The sequence below is a fragment of the Candidatus Microbacterium colombiense genome (assembly GCA_029203165.1).
GTDB classification, from domain to species: Bacteria; Actinomycetota; Actinomycetes; order Actinomycetales; family Microbacteriaceae; genus Microbacterium; species Microbacterium colombiense.
This window is the reverse complement of sequence record CP119308.1, coordinates 1240716-1257243: the sequence shown is the minus strand read 5'-3', so window position 1 is coordinate 1257243 and position 16528 is coordinate 1240716. Positions and strand designations below refer to the sequence as shown.

The following is a 16528-nucleotide window of genomic DNA, read 5'->3' as shown; positions in this document are numbered from 1 at the left end:
GGATCAGACGCGCTCGGCCGGGGCGTTCCTGCGACCTCGTCGGGCGGCCAGCAGCAGGTCGATCACGAAGACGATGATCGCGATCCAGACGATGATGAAGCCGGCCCAGCGTTCCGCCGGCATGGGCTCGTGCAACACCACCACACCGATCACGAACTGCATGACCGGGGTGATGAACTGGATCATGCCGATCACGGTCAGGTTCACGCGACGCGTTCCCGCCGCGAACAGCAGCAGCGGGAACAGCGGTCGCCACACCCGCGAACGCCAGCAGCACCGCGTGCCATCCCCCGTGTGTGCCCATGGTCAGTCCGTCGGCGGTCTGCGCCACCAGGATCAGCTGCACGATCGCGATCGGGATCAGCCAGAACGACTCGAGGGTCAGACCGCTGACGGCGTCGACGGCCGGACCGATCTTCTTCTTGATGAGCCCGTAGACGCCGAAGGACGCGGTGAGCGAGAGTGCGATCCACGGGAAGGATCCGTAGCGCGACGATGATCACCGCGACCGCGACCGCCGGCGATCCCGATGGCGGCCCACTGCAGACGGCGGATGCGCTCCTTCAGCACGAGCACACCGAGCAGCACGGTGGTGATCGGGTTGATGAAGTAGCCCAGGCTGGTCTCGACGACGTTGCCGTCAGAGTCCCGATGAGGAAGACCTGCCAGTTGATGTAGATCAGGAGTCCGGCGAGCGCGGTCCACGCGAGGAGTTTCGGCTGTCGGAGGATCGCGCGGAACGCCGCCCACCCGCGCATGACGGTGAGCAGGACGAGGCAGAACACGAAGGACAGCAGCACGCGCCAGGCGACGACCTCCCACGGGCCGGTGGGCACGAGCAGGATGAAGTAGAGGGGAAGCACGCCCCACAGGAGGTACGCGGCACCGGCGTATGCGACTCCGGCGGTCTGCGTCGCGCGGCTCGTCGTATCGGGGGTCACCGACTACCCTATGCCCGGCGAACCGCGCTGCCAGCACGGCGAGGGTCCGGCCGCGAGATTGGCAGGAACCGATGCCGGGTGGCGCCGATCACCTCCGCCGGCGCTCCACGGCCGCCTCGGGACGCAGAAGGGGCCCGGATGCCGTAGCATCCGGCCCCTTCGAAGACGTTGCTCAGCGGACGACGACTGCGAGCACGTCGCGAGCCGACAGGACGAGGAACTCGTCGCGCCGAACTTCACCTCGGTGCCGCCGTACTTGCTGTAGAGCACGCGGTCGCCGACGGCGACGTCGAGCGGAACGCGGTTGCCGTTGTCGTCGATGCGGCCGGGGCCCACGGCCACGACCTCGCCCTCCTGGGGCTTCTCCTTGGCGGTGTCGGGGATGACCAGGCCACTCGCGGTGGTCTGCTCGGCCTCGACCTGCTTGATGACGATGCGGTCCTCGAGCGGCTTGATGGAAACCGACACGGTCTACCTCTTCTTTCTTGACGCTGACACGAAAGACTAGTTCGCACTCTCAACCCGAGAGTGCTAACGCCAGTCTAGGCGGTCGGCTGGCACTCATGCAACGCGAGTGCCAGCCGCGGGTCGCGATCCGAGCTCACCCCTCGCGGCTCTAGGCTGAGATGCGTGGAGATGTCCGAGCTGCAAGCCCTGCTGACCCCCGCGGGACTGGACCTGCTCGACGGGATCGGACCCCGTGACCACGCGCCGAGGTCGCGCGCGCCGTCTCCCGGCTGCGCGCCGCCGGCCACTCCCCCGACCTCGTCTCGGCCGTCGTCGGCCAGGCGCATCTGCGCGCCAAGGCGACGCGAAGTTCGGGCCGTTCGCCCGACGGATGCTGTTCACCCGAGCCGGGCTCGAGCAGGCGACGCGGCTGCCGGTGGCCGCTCGTCATGCGCAGCGCATCCGCCGAGCGGGCATCACGCGCGTCGCGGACCTCGGCTGCGGCATCGGCGGCGATGCGCTCGCCTTCGCCGGCGCAGGACTCGACTGTGCTGGCCGTCGACGCCGACGAGGTCACCGCTGCGATCGCGGCGTACAACCTCGCGCCTTTCGGCGCGATAGGCGACGACTCGGCCGGCACGGTCGTGCGGCACGGCACCGCAGAGGATGCCGACATCAGCGGCTACGAGGCGGTCTGGATGGACCCGCGCGTCGCACCGCCGGCCACAGCGAGACCCGCCGCGTCTCGGCCGACGACTACTCCCCGTCTCTGGACTGGGCGTTCGCCCTCGCCGCACGTCTGCCGACCGGCATCAAGCTCGGTCCGGCGCATGACCGCGACGCGCTCCCCGCGGACGCCGAGGCCCAGTGGGTGAGCGCCGACGGCAGCGTGGTCGAGCTGGTGGTGTGGACCGGTGCGCTCGCGCGTGAGGGCGTTCGTCGTGCGGCCCTCGTGATGCGCGGCGAGCGGTCGCACGAGATGACCGCGGGCGCGGACGCCGAGGATGCGCCGGTGCGCGGGCTCGGGGCATTCGTGCACGAACCGGACGGTGCGGTGATCCGCGCGCGACTCATCGGAGACGTGGCGCGCGAGCCTGGACGCGGGCATGGTCGACCCGAAGATCGCCTACCTGACCTCCGACACCCCCCTCACGAGCCCGTTCGTGCAGACGTTCCGGGTGCGGGAGACCATGGCCGCGAACCCCAAGGCGATCAGCGCTGTGCTCCAGGCCGAGGGCATCGGCACGCTCGAGATCAAGAAGCGCGGTGTCGACATCGACCCGGCCGCATTCCGGAAGAGGCTGCGGCTGAAGGGCGACGGATCGGCCACGCTCATCATGACGCGGATCGGCGATCAGCACCGCGCGATCCTCGCCGATCGGGTCGCGTCCCCGGCCTAGAGGTCGCGCTCCGCGCGCTCACTCCGGCGTGACATCGCCGTCATCGTTCTCGCGCGTGATCGTGAGCGTCGGACCGTAGTTGGTCGTCCACGACCAGTCGACCCTCGTCTTCTGTCGCGTCTTGTCGTCCACGTGCTCGACCCACAGCCCGCCGCTGTCCAACGAGCTCTCGCAGCGCATGTCCAGCACCTCCGAGGTCGATCCGTAGATCAGGCACTGCGTTCCCTCGTCTGGACGCGCCCCCGTCCAGATCGGGTTGTCGCCATCGCGCCCCACGGGCCAGACCGAGTTCTGATCGAAGCCCTGATCGACCAGGAGCGCCGCGAAACGCTCATCGTCGTCGGTGTCGTAGGTCGGCACGTTGCCGAGCGGCCCGTTCTCGTAGCTGCTCACGATCACCGCCGGTTCCCCGCCCCGGGTGAGGATCAGCTGTCCGCTCACCTCGGTCTGCCCTTCCGCGTGCTCGACGACCATCGTGCCGTACAGCCCGCTCTCGCGCACGATCTCGTCGCGATCGCACGTGGCGTTGTTCCGAGTGCCGTTGCCCATCACCAGACAGAGCCGCTTGCCGTCGGACTGCGTGGCGAACCACAGCACGACCCCGGCCTCCACGGCGATCGGACGCACAGAGCCGTGGTCGTAGTCGTCGTCCGCGACGAGCTCCGCCTGCCACTCCTGCTGAGCCGGCGTGAGCACCACGGCCTCGGCGCCCGCAGGCGCGAACAGCATCCATCCCAGACCGATCCCGAGCACAAGCGTCACGACGACGCCCAGCAGCAACGTCCGCCAGCGCCGCAGCAGAACGTGCCGGAACCGGGTCGGCTCAGCGACCTCCGCAGTGGGCACGTCGACCGAGACGTCGGTCGCGACATCGTCGCTCCCGCGGAGATCTGCGCTCGATCGGACCGTATCCGGAGCAGACCCTCCGATATTCGGCAGATCTCCGGCGCTGCGAGGCACGGTCGGCGCCGCCGGTTCCGGGCGAACGGGCCGAGCGGCCCGTCGCATGAGGTCCCGCAGACGCGACGCCTCCGCGGCATCCAACCCGCCATCGCGCCCATAGGCACGCGCCTGCAATGCGCGCATCTCGGCAAGGTCGGCGGCATCCAGCATCGGGCTATCCCAACCGCTCGAACTGCATGCCCGCCCAGACCAACCACCCGAGGCTGAAGACCGTCGCACACAGGCTGAGCACGAGAGCCCACCGGGCGATCGCCCGACTCTCCACCGGGCGGCGCAACGACATGATCGAGGCGATCACGGCGACGATCGCGACCGGGATTCCCCACCCGACGAAGAAGGACGTGGCGAGTGCGACGATGGCTGCGAGCAGCGCCCAGGGCGCCAGACGGGCATCATCGACGGTCGTGGTTCCGGTGTCGGGTTCCCACTCGGTGTCTGCGGCGGCGTCGATCTCGGGCCCGGTCACCACGACCGGCTCGATCCCGACGGGACCTGTCGGGAGCTTCGAGTAGCCCTCTCGGCGCGCACCGGGGAGCCGTGCCGCGCCTGCCGGGCGCTCGACCTCTCCGCTCGGACGATCGATGCTCGTCGGCGTGGCTCTGGCCTCGTCGGAGGAGGATGCCGGGCGCTCGTCCGGGCCGTCCGTCTGCGATCCGCTCATGTCAGGACCGCTTCGCCGACCTGGATCTCCGTGACCGGCAAGGTGGAGTCCGCGCCGAAGGCGAGCGTCGACGGCTGCCGCCCCGCCGAGATCAGCTCCGCGGCGAGCGCCGCGATCATCGCCCCGTTGTCGGTGCACAGCGAGAGCGGCGGGATTCGCACGGTGACCCCTGCGGCTGCGGCCCGTTCCAGGGCGACGTCGCGCAGACGACGGTTGGCGATGACGCCACCGCCCAGCAGCAGCCGGGGAACGCCGAGGTCAGCACAGGCGGCGAGCGCCTTCGTCACGAGAACGTCGACGACCGCTTCACGGAAGCTGGCGGCGACATCGGCGACGGGCACCTCGACGCCGTCTGCCTCGCAGCGCTCGACCCAGCGCGCGACGGCCGTCTTGAGTCCGGAGAAGGAGAAGTCATAGCGGTGCTTCGCCAGGTCGGAGGCGCGGGAGAGTCCGCGGGGGAACCGGATGGCGTTCGGGTCGCCCTTCAGCGCGGCACGGTCGATCTCCGGCCCGCCCGGATAGGGAAGCGAGAGCAGCCGCGCGACCTTGTCGAACGCCTCGCCGGCCGCGTCGTCCATGGTCTCGCCGAGCAACTCGACATCGGCGGTGAGGTCGCGCACGTGCAGCAGGGAGGTGTGTCCGCCCGACACCAGCAGCGCGACCGTCGGGTACTCGAGAGGTTCGGAGTCGGCCGTGAGGATGTCGGCAGCGATATGACCCACCAGATGGTTCACGGCGTACAGAGGCTTGCCGAGCGATACGGCGAGTCCCTTGGCTGCTCCGACCCCGACCATGAGCGCTCCGGCGAGACCGGGCCCGCTGGTCACGGCCACGGCGTCGAGTTCGTCGAGCGTGACACCGGCCTCGGCGAGCGCCGCCTCGATCGAGGGCTGCAGCGCCTCCAGGTGCGCGCGCGCCGCGACCTCGGGCACGACACCGCCATAGCGGGCGTGCTCGTCCATGCTCGAGGCGATCGTGTTCGACAGCAGAGTGCGTCCGCGGACGATGCCGATACCGGTCTCGTCGCAGCTCGTCTCGATGCCCAGCACCAATGGCGCACTCATGCGGTCGCCTCCTCTGCGGGATCGTGTCGGGCCACGGGACGTCGGTTCAGGACCACCCGCATCACGATCGCGTCGACGTCATCGGGCTGATAGTAGTGCGCGCGGCGGCCGATCTCCTCGAACCCCTCGGAGCGGTACAGCCCTTCCGCGCTCGGGTTGTCGGCGCGAACCTCGAGGAACACCTCTCGTGCTCCACGCGCGGCGGCGGCACCCAGCAGGGCGTTCAGCAACGCACGTCCTCGGCCCGCGCCCCGGTGCTCCGCATCCAGCGCGATCGTCTGGATGTCGGCATCCGCGCTCCCCTGCAGCGCGCGTACCCCGCCATAGCCGATGATGTCGCCGTCGACCTCGTCGACGAGGTAGCGTCCGTGCGGGCTCGCGAGCTCCGCCGCCATGCTCTCGGCGCTCCAGGCGTCGGACGGGAAGGAGCGGTTCTCGATCAGCATGATCGCGTCGAGATCTGCCGGTGTGGCATCACGCAGGCTCATGACCCGACCTTCTTCGGGATCCCTGGCACGCGGACGTCGGGCTGACGCAGATACAGGGGCTCCTCGCCGCTCAGCGTGCGCGAGGCGGCGACGGCCCGCGCACCGACCCGCGCGAGATCGAGGCCGGAGAGCGCGGCGACATCGATGCGACGGATGCCGTCGAGATGCGCGTCCGCATCGGCCTGAGGCACGAGCACGGTGTCGGCGATGATCTGCGGGAGGCCATCGGCATCCACCCCGTCGAAGATCGAGATCGCGACCTCGCGGCGTCGTGCATCCGTGACGATGGCGAAGACTCCTGCGATTCCGTCCGTCTCGATCGCCGTGAGCGCGGCGGCGAAGTGGCTGGGGACGGCGACGACGGGCACCCGGCGCCCGAGGGCGAACGCACGCGCGGCCGCGATGCCGATCCGCAGACCGGTGAAGGGTCCCGGGCCCATGCCGGCCACGACATGGCTGACGGGCGTCACGCCGGCCTCGGCGATCACCCGAGCGAGGAGGTCGCCGATCACCTCGGCATGACCGAGCGGGTCCGTCGCGGCGGCATCCGCGCGGCGAGAACCGTCGGCATCGATGACAGCGACGGCTGTCCCCAGGGAGGTGTCGACGGCGAGGATCACGTTCCCAGGGTAGTCGGCGATCAGCTCCGGAGCTGTGCGATCGTCACGATACGGGGGGCATCGGCGTCGAGTTCCGACGGATCGATGTCGTCTCCGGCGAGGCCGACCGGACGCTCGAACTCGATGTCCCACCAGGAGTCCGCAAGGTCCTCGGCCATGCCCCGCCCCCACTCGATCACGACCACCGCGTGCGAGAGGTCGAGATCGAGATCGTCCAGCTCCGCCCCGGAGCCGAGGCGGTAGGCGTCGACGTGGACGAGCGGAGCGCGCCCGACCAGCGACGGATGGGTCCGCGCGATCACGAACGTCGGGCTCTGCACGGGACCCCGCACTCCCAGCCCCTCGGCAAGGCCACGGGTGAAGGTCGTCTTGCCCGCGCCGAGCGGCCCCGTGAGCACGAGCAGGTCACCGGCCTCGAGCTGTTCTCCGATGCGCAGACCGAGGCGCTCCATCGCGTCAGCGGTGTCGACCTCGATCCGACCGAGGAACGCCGGATCGATGCTCATGACGATCTCCGGGGAACCCTCGCACCGATGCGCGTGACGATCTCGTAGTTGATGGTGCCGGCGGCGTCCGCCCAGTCGGCGGCCGAAGGCACGCCGAGCGTGGGGTCGCCGAACAGCACGACCTCGTCGCCGATCGAGATGGGCGTGTCGCCCACGTCCACCACGAACTGGTCCATCGCGATGCGCCCGGCGTTGGTGAAGCGGTGTCCGCCGATGCTGACCGGCAGCCGGCCCGACGCGTGACGAGGCACACCGTCGGCGTAGCCCAGCGGCACGAGCGCGAGCGTGGTGTCGCGCTCGGTGCGGTGGTCATAGCCGTACGAGACACCCGAGCCCGCGGGAACGCGACGCACCGCCGCGATGGCACCGCGCAGCGTCATCGCGGGGCGCAGGCCGAGTTCGGCCGACGAGCGGTCGTCGAACGGCGAGAGTCCGTACAGCCCGATGCCGATGCGCACGGCGTCGAGCCGCATCTCCGGGTGATCGATGGCGGCAGCGGTGGCGGCGATGTGACGGATCTGCGGGCGGATGCCGAGCGCAGCCGCCGCAGCGACCCCCTCGTCGAACTTGGCGAGCGCGGCACGGTCGTCCTCGACAGACGTGTTCGAGAGGTGGCTGAACAACCCCACGATCCGCAGCCTCCCGATCCGTTCCAGGCGTGCGGCTTCGGCGAGCACACGCCCCCAGTCGGCCGGGGCGATGCCGTTGCGCGACAGACCGGTCTCGAACTTCAGGTGCACGCTGACCGGATGATCGACGGTGGCCACGAGAGCTGCGGCTTCGAGCTGATCGAAGGAGGAGATGCCCAGTTCGATGTTCTCGGCCGCCGCCTGCGCGAACCGCTCACCCGGCGCGTGCAGCCAGGCCATGATCGGCGCGTGGATGCCCTGTCGCCGCAGCTCGAGCGCTTCCGGGATCTCGGCCACACCGAGTCGCGTCGCTCCTGCCGACAGCGCGGCGACAGCGACGGCGGCGGCGCCATGCCCGTAGGCGTTGGCCTTCACGACCGCGATGACCTCCACTCCCGTGAGTCGTCGGAAGTGCCGCACGTTGTCGGCGATCGCGTCGAGCTCGATCGTGGCCTCGCGGAACGGGACGGTCACAGCGGCTCTCCTTCGGCGACGACGAATGCGGTGGCGAACCCCGCGTCATGGGACATGGTGAGATGCAAGTGTGCGATGCCGCGTTCTTCGATGACCGCCGCGGTGGTGCCCGAGAGCACGAAGTACGGGCGCCCCGACGGTTCGGATGCGATCTCGATCTCGGTCCAGTGCACGCCGTCCGAGCCGCCCAGCGCCTTGATGAGCGCCTCTTTCGCGGCGTACCTGGCGGCGAGCGACGCCAGCCGCAGCGTGCGCTCCGTCGGGGCGAAGAGGCGCTCCAGAAGGCGTGGCGTGCGCTCGAGTGTCCGCTCGAATCGCGGGATGTCCACGAGGTCGATGCCGGTCCCGATGATCACGTTCCCAGCCTACTCGCGCCGCACTTCCCCTCCGTCGAGTGCACGGGGAAACGCCGAGTGCACGGGATCTTCGCGTGAAGATCCCGTGCACTCGGCAATAGGCCGTGCAGTGGGCGCGTGTGCCCGCGCGCTTACTCGACTGTGACGGACTTCGCGAGGTTGCGCGGCTGGTCGACGTCGAGGCCCTTGGCGGTGGCCAGAGCCATCGCGAAGATCTGCAGCGGGACGACCGCGAGCAGCGGCTCGAACATCGCACCCGCGAGCGGGATGTGGATGACCTCATCGGCGAACGGCAACACGGCGGCGTCGCCCTCCTCGGCGATCACGATCACCCGGGCACCGCGTGCGCGGATCTCCTGGATGTTCGAGACGACCTTCGAGTGGACCAGCGCGGAGTGACGCGGCGACGGCACGAGCACGAACACCGGCTGGCCGGGCTCGATCAGTGCGATCGGGCCGTGCTTGAGCTCGCCGGCGGCGAATCCCTCGGCGTGGATATAGGAGATCTCCTTGAGCTTGAGCGCACCCTCGAGCGCGATCGGGTAGCCCACGTGACGTCCCAGGAACAGCACCGAACGCGTGTCGGCCATCCACCCGGCCAGCTGCGTGACGTGCTCCTGCTCGCTGGCGAGCACCTTGGCGATCTTCTCCGGAAGCGCGGCGAGCTCGGCGACGTCGACCGAGGCATCCGCGACGGCCCCGCGCACGCGCCCCATGTGCAGACCGAGCAGCAGCAGTGCGGTGATCTGCGCGGAGAAGGCCTTGGTCGAGGCCACGGCGACCTCTGGTCCGGCGTGCGTGTAGACGACCGCGTCGGACTCGCGAGGGATGGTCGCACCCTGTGTGTTGCAGACCGAGAGGGTGCGGGCACCGCGCTCACGGGCGTACTTGACCGCCATGAGGGTGTCCATCGTCTCACCGGACTGGCTGATCGAGACGACGAGGGTGTCGGCGCCGATCACCGGGTCGCGGTAGCGGAACTCGTGGGCGAGCTCGACATCGACGGCGACGCGGGCCCACTGCTCGATCGCGTACTTGCCGACGAGCGCGGCGTACGACGCCGTGCCGCACGCGGTGATGATGACGCGGTTGATGCCCACGAAGAGCTCGTCCAGGCCGTCGAGCTCGGGGATCACGACCTGACCGTCGTGGATGCGACCGCGGATCGTGTTCGCGACGGCCTCGGGCTGCTCGGCGACTTCCTTCGCCATGAAGCTGGACCATCCGCCCTTCTCCGCGGCGGCGGCATCCCACGACACGTCGAAGGGCTCGGCCTCGACCGGAGTACCGGCGAAGTCGATGACGGTGACGGCATCCGGGGTGATCGAGACGATCTGGTCCTGACCGATCGCCAGCGCCTTGCGGGTGTGCTCGATGAAGGCGGCGACGTCGGAGCCGAGGAAGTTCTCGCCCTCGCCCAGACCGATCACGAGCGGGGAGTTGCGGCGAGCGCCGACGACGAGCCCCGGGTGGTCCTGGTGCATGGCCAGCAGGGTGAAAGCGCCCTCGAGGCGGTTGACCACGCCTCGGAATGCCAGTTCCAGGTCGCCCCCGTTGCCCGCGTACTCCCGACCAAGGAGGGCTGCGGCCACTTCGGTGTCGGTCTCGCTGCGGAACACGACGCCGTCGGCGAGCAGTTCCTCACGCAGGGCGGAGAAGTTCTCGATGATGCCGTTGTGGATGACGGCGAGCTTGTCGTCATCGGCGAGGTGCGGATGCGCGTTCAGGTCGGTCGGCCCGCCGTGCGTCGCCCAGCGGGTGTGACCGATTCCCGTCGTGCCGTCCGGCAGCGGAGCATCGGTCAACGAATCGCGCAGCTTGGCGAGCTTGCCCGCCTTCTTACGCATGCCCAGCGCACCGTCGCCATCGATCACGGCGACGCCGGCAGAGTCATAGCCGCGGTACTCGAGGCGGGCGAGCCCGGCGAGAAGGATGTCCTGGCTGGGGCGCGGGCCCACGTATCCGACGATTCCACACATGGGATCAAGAGTAAGGCGGGATTTTTGCGAGCCGTCCGAACAATATCCGACGCGTCGCCTCGGTCAGAGTTTGCGCAGCAGCACGCTCTCGACGTCGTGATCGATACCCTTGCGCAGCACCAGTCGCGCACGATGCTTGGTCGGCATCACGTTCTCGACCAGGTTGGGCATGTTGATCTCGTTCCAGTAGCCGAGCGCCGTCGTGATCGCCTCTTCGTCGGTGAGATGGGCGAAGACGTTGAAGTACGACGACGGGTTGCTGAACGCCCCCTGCCGCAGAGCGAGGAACCGGTCGACGTACCACTTCTCGATGTGCGAGGTATCGGCGTCGACGAAGATCGAGAAGTCGAACAGGTCGCTCACCGCCACATCGTTCGGGGCGGGCGGAGGCTGGAGCACGTTCAGGCCCTCGACGATGACGACGTCGGGGCGGCGCACGACCACGTGCGCGTCGGGCACGATGTCGTAGCGCATGTGCGAATAGAAGGGTGCGCGCACCTCGGCGGCCCCGCTCTTCACCTCGGTGAGGAACTCGAGCAGCGCGCGACGGTCGTAGGACTCCGGGAATCCCTTGCGTTCCATGAGACCGCGGCGCTCGAGCTCCGCGTTGGGATAGAGGAAGCCATCCGTCGTCACCAGCTCCACCCGCGGAGTCCCCGGCCACCGGCTCATGAGTTCGCGCAGCAGTCGGGCGATCGTCGATTTACCCACCGCGACGGAGCCGGCCACGCCGACCACGAATGGCGTCGTCGTGTCGTCTTCCTGCAGGAACGAACTCGTCGCGGCGCCGAGCCGCTTGGTCGACGTGGCGTAGAGGCTGAGAAGTCGACTCAGCGGCAGGTAGACCTCGCGCACCTCGGTCATGCTCAGCCGGTCGCCGATGCCGCGGACCTCGACGACCTCGGTCTCACTCAGCGGTTGATCGAGATCGGCGGCGAGATGCGCCCATTCAGCGCGGCCGATCTCCCGGTAGGGAGACAGCGGCAGCGCGGGGTCGACGGTGGTCACGCATACATCGTATCGATGTGGCAGTAGTGTCGATCCGTGCGCCTGGGAGTCCTCGACATCGGATCGAACACCGTCCATATGCTCGCCGCCGACGTCCGCCCCGGCGGCCGACCGCTCGCGACGACGAGTGATCGGACGGTGCTGCGCCTCATGCGTTACCTCACGCCCGACGGCGCGATCTCGGAAGAAGGCGTGCAGGCGCTCGAGGCGGCGGTCGCTCAGGCGCGTCGCGTCGCCGATGCCGAGCGGGTCGATGCGCTGCTCGCGACGGCGACGAGTGCGGTGCGCGATGCACGTAATGGCGCCGACGTGATCGCTCGCATCGAGGCAGCGCTCGGGCAGCCGCTCCAAGTGCTCGACGGCGAGACCGAGGCCGAACTGACCTTTCTCGCGGTACGCCGCTGGTTCGGCTGGTCGGCAGGCCGACTCCTGCTGTTCGACATCGGTGGCGGCTCGTTGGAGATCGCCGCGGGCGGGGAGGAGATGCCCGACGCCGCGGCATCCGTTCCTCTGGGTGCCGGACGCATGACGGTGCAGTTCCTGCCTCACGACCCGCCGGGCGAAGAGGACGTGGAGCGCCTCCGGGCGTACGCCACGCACACGCTCGCCGGAATTCTGCCGCAGTTCTCGAAACTCGGCCGCCCCGACCACGTCGTTGGCTCGTCGAAAGCCATCCGCTCGCTGGCACGCCTGGTCGGCTACCCGGCACCCGGGTGGTCGGGATCGGAGCGGATGCTGCTCCCGCGCGCATCGCTCGGCTCGTGGATCCCCCGTCTCGCCCGGCTTCCCGCCTCCGCACGCCAGGAGTTGCCCGGCATCACCCCGGATCGGACCTTCCAGATCGTCGCCGCCGCCGTGGCGTTGCATGCGGCGATGACCGCTTTGGAGGTCGATGAGCTCGAGGTCTCACCCTGGGCGCTGCGAGAGGGCGTGCTGTTGCGTTACATCGAGCAGCTCAGCTGGAGTGGCACACGTGCGTGAGACGGATGCGGACACCTGATTGAACGCACAGGCGCGACCTCTAGGCTCGTGCCATGCCCGAGTCCCGCACCCCGACCGTCGCGATGCTCGCCCGGGCGCTACTGGTTCCGTACGTGCTCGGTCTGGCGCTGATCGTGTGGCTGCCGGCGTCCATCGCCGGCCGCGTCACCGGACTCGCGTTCCGTCTCGCGGAGTTCGTGTCCGCACATTTCGGCATCGCACTCTCGACCAGCTACACGCTGTTCGAGTTCCTCGCCAACATCGCCCTCTTCGTACCCTTCGGCCTGTTGGTGGCGGCGGCCTGGCCGCGCACCAGCCCCTGGCTCATCATCCTCTTCGGTTACGCGACGAGCGCCACCATCGAACTCGTGCAGTCGCTGCTCCCGAGTCGATTCCCGACGATCTCCGACGTCATCGCGAACACGATCGGCACGGTGATCGGCTGCCTCGCCCTCCATGCCGTCCTGCAGATGAGTCATGCCGGCAGGCGGATCAGAGCCTCTAGCCTGAGGGCATGAGCTTCCCCTTCAGCGATGCACCTCCTGGCGGCCGCAGCCGGCGCGAGTTGCGCGAGCAGAACCGACCGCAGAAGGACAAGCCGGTTCCGCTCGCCGACCTGCTCGGCGAGCCCTCCACCGCAGGCTCGAACACGGGCGCTCCCACGATCCTGACGGTCTGCACCGGCAACATCTGCCGCTCGCCGCAGGCGGAAGTCCTGCTGCGCCGACGACTCGAAGGCGTGGGCGTGCGCGTTCACAGCGCGGGGACGCATGCCCTGGTCGGGCATGGGATGACCGATCAGGCGCAGCAGATCGCCGTGCGCTCCGGAGCACGAGTCGACGCCGCCGCCGCACACGCAGCCCGCTATCTGGTCGAGCCCCTCCTGATCGAATCCGACCTGATCCTGACGATGGCGGGAGAGCACCGCTCTCACGTCGTGAAGATGATGCCGAGCAGGCTTCGCCAGACATTCACCGTGCGCGAGTTCGCCCGGCTGGCCGCAACGGTCACGGACGAGGCCATCCGCACAGCGGCGGACACCGCCGGAGATGCGCCGCCCGCCCGCCTCCGTGCCGCCATCCGGATGCTCAGCGGTCAGCGGGGCCTGTCCCTCTCCACAGAGGAGGACGACGACGTGATCGATCCCTATCGCCGGTCGTGGGAGACGTACGAGATGTCCGCGGCGCAACTCCTGCCGGCCATCGACGAGGTCGAGCGCGTCGTTCGCGCGGCGCTGAGCTGACGACGCACCGACATATCGGTCACTGGCTGAGCCCGCAAAGCCCCGTATGCTCGTTCTGAATGCCTTCCCGTGTGTGAGTCCTCGGGAGATGTGAGGGGAATCACAGGTGGAACTGAGCGACTACTTCCGGATACTTCGCGCGCACTGGATCGTGATCCTCGTGGCGACCGTGCTCGGCGCGGGAGCGGCGTTCGGGTGGAGTGCGATACAGCCCCGCGTGTACGCGGCCGACACCACCGGAATCGTCACGTCCGTCGGCGGAGACGGAACGTCCGGCGCCGCCCTCGTGGGCAACCAGCTCGCCCAGAGCCGCGTCAAGTCCTATCTGAATCTCGGGTCATGGCGTGCTGTCGCCGAACACGCGATCGACGACCTGGGCCTGGACGCGACTCCGGAGGCGCTGGTCTCCCGGGTGTCCGTGACCAACCCCACCGATACGACGGCCCTCAAGGTCACGGCGACCGGTGCGACGCCCGAGACCGCGCAAGCCCTGGCTGAAGCCTGGATGCGCGGCATGGCGATCGAGATCGAGAAGCTCGAAGGCGGCACCGAGGCGACCCCGGCCGCCGTCAGCCTCATCGTGGGAGACTCCGCCCGCCTCCCCACCAGCCCGTCCTCGCCGAACACGCGCCTGAATCTGATCATCGGCGCCCTGGTGGGACTCGCGCTCGGCCTCCTCTACGCCTTCGTCCGCCATACGGTCGACCGTCGCATCCGCCACCCGCGCGACATCGAGCGCGAGACCGGCATCTCGGTCATCGGCACGCTGCCACTCGAGAAGACGATGGACGGCGAACGGCAAGTGATCGACTTCTCACTCGACACGCAGCACGGGGTCTCGCATCACACGATCGAGTCGATGCGCGAGCTGCGCACGAACCTGCAGTTCATCGACGTCGACAACCCCCCGCGCGTCATCGTGGTCACGAGTTCCGTTCCCGGCGACGGCAAGTCGACGGTCGCCGTGAACCTGGCGTCGAGCCTGGCCGCGGCAGGCCAGTGGGCGATCCTCATCGATTGCGACCTGCGCCGCCCTGTGATCGCCGACATCTTCGGCATCTCCAAGGACGTGGGACTCACCGACATCCTCGCCGGACGCGCCGAGCTGCAGGACGTCGCCCACCGCCCGAACGCCGACGTGCCGCTCGCGGTGCTCGGTGCCGGTCGGATCCCGCCGAACCCGAGCGAGCTTCTCGGGTCGCACAGGATGCGAGACTTCCTGGCCGACATCAGCAAGTCCGCCATCGTGATCCTCGACTCTCCTCCCGTACTCCCGGTCACCGACGCCGCGGTGCTCGCGGCAGGCGCCGACGGCGTGCTGCTGGTCGCATCGTCGGGCAAGACCACGTTCGACATGCTGCAGCGCGCGATCGACAACATCTCCCGCACCACGGGCCGAGTGCTCGGGGTCGTGCTCAACAAGGTTCCGCGCAAGGGCGCGGAGTCGGCCTACTACGGCCGCGAGTACTACGGGGCGTACGAGCGCTACGGTCGCGATCCCGAAGAAACGGCCGGCGCGGAGCCGGAGCCCGGCGTACGGCGCCGCGGCGCTCAGACCTGAGGCGACCTCTCGACGAGGACGCCGTCGTCGACGAGCCGATCAACGGCAGCCTGCACCATCGACGTGGCGTCCATTCCTTCCGGCGCACCGTGGACCTCGACGACAGACACCGTGATCTCGTCGAGCGAGGCGCCCATCGCGGCTGCCCATATCGCCGGGCCGATACCGTCTAGCACTCGGACCTGACTGCCCACGTCCGAACGCTGAAGCACGGCCAGGCGCCCATCATGCAGTTCAAGTACGTCGACGACGTGTGCCCGTGCATAGCCGGCGCGGCCGACGTCGACCGCGCTCCGCGCCTCTGACGATCCGGCCGTCGCGGGAGAGACGACCGTCACCTCGGTGCGCAGCAGCTCGGCGATCACACCGTCGATCGTGTCGACCTCGCGATAGCGCAACCGCACGGCGCCCCCGGTGGCTCGAAGCAGTCCGTCGATCAGGTGCAGGGGTGCCTGTGCGTCGCTGAGGTAGCTCGTCTGCGGGGCGAGGAGTTCGAGCGCGGTGGAGAGGTCCAGCACGTCGAGCTCCGGCACCCATGGGCCGTCCTCACTCCGATCGAGAACCACGATCTTCGCCACGCGCAGCGATGCGGGCAGCACGCGCCCGCCGTCGAAGCTCGACAGGGCGACCTGCGCCTTGTGGGGCTGAGCGCGATCGATGATCGACAGCGGCTTGCGGTACGGAACCACGACGCCGGTGCGATCGATGCCCACGGTCTCGTCGCTCACGTAGGCGTAGTGCTGCGAGAGGTGCCGGGCCGCAGTGGTCTTCCCCGTGCCCGAAGGCGCGCTCAGCACGACGACGCGCCCCTCCTCATCGGCGAGGCCCGCCGCATGCAGCATCCACAGCGCATCACCGCGGCGCTGAGCGAGGGCGGCGAGGGTCACGTCGGTCGACAGCGAGGCGAGTGCGGCCAGGTCGTCGAGTTCGGCACGATCGGTCACCACCGCAGTGGGCGCGTCCGGCCCCTCGTACATCGCATCGGACCATGCCCGCCGTGCCCGTGAGGAGAAGGCGGGGTCGCGGCGCGAGAGGTCGATATCGATGACGGCACCGACCGCGCTGACGAGGAAGCGATCAGACATGGCTGTAAGCCTATCCAGCAATATTCCGGGTTACGTACGGGATCGAAAACGCACAACGCGCGCAGATATAACGCGCAGCGCGCGCTTCTTCTCCATTCGTCGCGCGCGTCTCCTGGCCCCGA

The 16528-nt window shown here is 69.0% G+C and carries 15 protein-coding genes and 3 pseudogenes; 5 read left to right on the top strand and 13 right to left on the bottom strand.

Features of this window, described 5'->3' with window-relative positions:
* Window positions 1-3: 3 nt before the first annotated feature.
* Both rarD and groES read right to left on the bottom strand, forming a co-directional pair.
* Window positions 4-941: pseudogene (gene rarD / locus P0Y60_06165) on the bottom strand (EamA family transporter RarD).
* 172 nt (window positions 942-1113) lie between these two features.
* A pseudogene (gene groES, locus P0Y60_06160) lies at window positions 1114-1409 on the bottom strand (co-chaperone GroES).
* A 162-nt stretch (window positions 1410-1571) separates the two neighbouring features.
* Here groES and P0Y60_06155 point away from each other — a divergent pair.
* Window positions 1572-2788, top strand: a pseudogene (locus P0Y60_06155) (class I SAM-dependent methyltransferase).
* A gap of 18 nt (window positions 2789-2806) precedes the next feature.
* Here the strand turns inward: P0Y60_06155 and P0Y60_06150 are convergent.
* The 10 genes from P0Y60_06150 to coaA form a co-directional block, all read right to left on the bottom strand.
* Entirely contained in the window at window positions 2807-3901 is a 1095-nt protein-coding gene (locus P0Y60_06150) for a hypothetical protein (GenBank protein WEK62335.1), read from the bottom strand.
* A gap of 4 nt (window positions 3902-3905) precedes the next feature.
* Window positions 3906-4412, bottom strand: coding sequence for a hypothetical protein (locus P0Y60_06145; GenBank protein ID WEK62334.1), 507 nt, complete (start codon window positions 4410-4412; stop codon window positions 3906-3908).
* Window positions 4409-5476: a tRNA (adenosine(37)-N6)-threonylcarbamoyltransferase complex transferase subunit TsaD gene (gene tsaD / locus P0Y60_06140; protein WEK62333.1), complete on the bottom strand. Its 1068-nt coding sequence runs from the start codon at window positions 5474-5476 to the stop codon at window positions 4409-4411. Before tsaD ends, P0Y60_06145 begins: the two co-directional genes overlap by 4 nt.
* Window positions 5473-5964 (bottom strand): ribosomal protein S18-alanine N-acetyltransferase, encoded by a 492-nt coding sequence (gene rimI / locus P0Y60_06135; GenBank protein ID WEK62332.1) that lies wholly within the window; start codon window positions 5962-5964, stop codon window positions 5473-5475. The genes tsaD and rimI overlap by 4 nt, the downstream gene beginning before the upstream one ends.
* Window positions 5961-6584, bottom strand: coding sequence for a tRNA (adenosine(37)-N6)-threonylcarbamoyltransferase complex dimerization subunit type 1 TsaB (gene tsaB / locus P0Y60_06130; protein WEK62331.1), 624 nt, complete (start codon window positions 6582-6584; stop codon window positions 5961-5963). The genes rimI and tsaB overlap by 4 nt, the downstream gene beginning before the upstream one ends.
* A gap of 20 nt (window positions 6585-6604) precedes the next feature.
* Complete coding sequence (gene tsaE, locus P0Y60_06125; protein ID WEK62330.1) at window positions 6605-7090, bottom strand: tRNA (adenosine(37)-N6)-threonylcarbamoyltransferase complex ATPase subunit type 1 TsaE; 486 nt, start codon at window positions 7088-7090, stop codon at window positions 6605-6607.
* A complete protein-coding gene (alr, locus tag P0Y60_06120; protein ID WEK62329.1) occupies window positions 7087-8193 on the bottom strand; it encodes an alanine racemase in 1107 nt (368 codons plus the stop codon). The genes tsaE and alr overlap by 4 nt, the downstream gene beginning before the upstream one ends.
* On the bottom strand, window positions 8190-8549 hold the full coding sequence (locus P0Y60_06115) for a holo-ACP synthase (GenBank protein WEK62328.1): 360 nt from the start codon (window positions 8547-8549) through the stop codon (window positions 8190-8192). The genes alr and P0Y60_06115 overlap by 4 nt, the downstream gene beginning before the upstream one ends.
* A 131-nt stretch (window positions 8550-8680) precedes the next feature.
* Complete coding sequence (glmS, locus tag P0Y60_06110; GenBank protein WEK62327.1) at window positions 8681-10528, bottom strand: glutamine--fructose-6-phosphate transaminase (isomerizing); 1848 nt, start codon at window positions 10526-10528, stop codon at window positions 8681-8683.
* A 63-nt stretch (window positions 10529-10591) separates the two neighbouring features.
* The gene (coaA, locus tag P0Y60_06105; GenBank protein WEK62326.1) at window positions 10592-11536 is read right to left on the bottom strand and encodes a type I pantothenate kinase; all 945 of its coding nucleotides are present in this window, start codon (window positions 11534-11536) and stop codon (window positions 10592-10594) included.
* Between the two features lie 36 nt (window positions 11537-11572).
* Between coaA and P0Y60_06100 the strand changes: the two genes are divergently transcribed.
* From P0Y60_06100 to P0Y60_06085, 4 genes are all read left to right on the top strand, one after another.
* A complete protein-coding gene (locus P0Y60_06100) occupies window positions 11573-12517 on the top strand; it encodes a Ppx/GppA family phosphatase (protein ID WEK62325.1) in 945 nt (314 codons plus the stop codon).
* A 53-nt stretch (window positions 12518-12570) separates the two neighbouring features.
* Window positions 12571-13035: a VanZ family protein gene (locus P0Y60_06095; protein ID WEK62324.1), complete on the top strand. Its 465-nt coding sequence runs from the start codon at window positions 12571-12573 to the stop codon at window positions 13033-13035.
* Window positions 13032-13760 (top strand): low molecular weight phosphatase family protein, encoded by a 729-nt coding sequence (locus P0Y60_06090; GenBank protein ID WEK62323.1) that lies wholly within the window; start codon window positions 13032-13034, stop codon window positions 13758-13760. Before P0Y60_06095 ends, P0Y60_06090 begins: the two co-directional genes overlap by 4 nt.
* A 106-nt stretch (window positions 13761-13866) precedes the next feature.
* A complete protein-coding gene (locus tag P0Y60_06085) occupies window positions 13867-15321 on the top strand; it encodes a polysaccharide biosynthesis tyrosine autokinase (protein ID WEK62322.1) in 1455 nt (484 codons plus the stop codon).
* Here P0Y60_06085 and P0Y60_06080 read toward each other — a convergent pair.
* A complete protein-coding gene (locus P0Y60_06080) occupies window positions 15312-16406 on the bottom strand; it encodes a hypothetical protein (GenBank protein WEK62321.1) in 1095 nt (364 codons plus the stop codon). The genes P0Y60_06085 and P0Y60_06080 overlap by 10 nt on opposite strands.
* Between the last annotated feature and the right edge of the window lie 122 nt (window positions 16407-16528).

What these genes read in the sequence shown, in the direction of transcription:
- P0Y60_06150 (WEK62335.1), bottom strand. Translation starts at nt 3,901, where the DNA reads ATGCTGGATGCCGCCGACCTTGCCGAGATGCGCGCATTGCAGGCGCGT.
- P0Y60_06145 (WEK62334.1), bottom strand. Translation starts at nt 4,412, where the DNA reads ATGAGCGGATCGCAGACGGACGGCCCGGACGAGCGCCCGGCATCCTCC.
- tsaD (WEK62333.1), bottom strand. Translation starts at nt 5,476, where the DNA reads ATGAGTGCGCCATTGGTGCTGGGCATCGAGACGAGCTGCGACGAGACC.
- rimI (WEK62332.1), bottom strand. Translation starts at nt 5,964, where the DNA reads ATGAGCCTGCGTGATGCCACACCGGCAGATCTCGACGCGATCATGCTG.
- tsaE (WEK62330.1), bottom strand. Translation starts at nt 7,090, where the DNA reads ATGAGCATCGATCCGGCGTTCCTCGGTCGGATCGAGGTCGACACCGCT.
- glmS (WEK62327.1), bottom strand. Translation starts at nt 10,528, where the DNA reads ATGTGTGGAATCGTCGGATACGTGGGCCCGCGCCCCAGCCAGGACATC.
- P0Y60_06095 (WEK62324.1), top strand. Translation starts at nt 12,571, where the DNA reads ATGCCCGAGTCCCGCACCCCGACCGTCGCGATGCTCGCCCGGGCGCTA.
- P0Y60_06090 (WEK62323.1), top strand. Translation starts at nt 13,032, where the DNA reads ATGAGCTTCCCCTTCAGCGATGCACCTCCTGGCGGCCGCAGCCGGCGC.
- P0Y60_06080 (WEK62321.1), bottom strand. Translation starts at nt 16,406, where the DNA reads ATGTCTGATCGCTTCCTCGTCAGCGCGGTCGGTGCCGTCATCGATATC.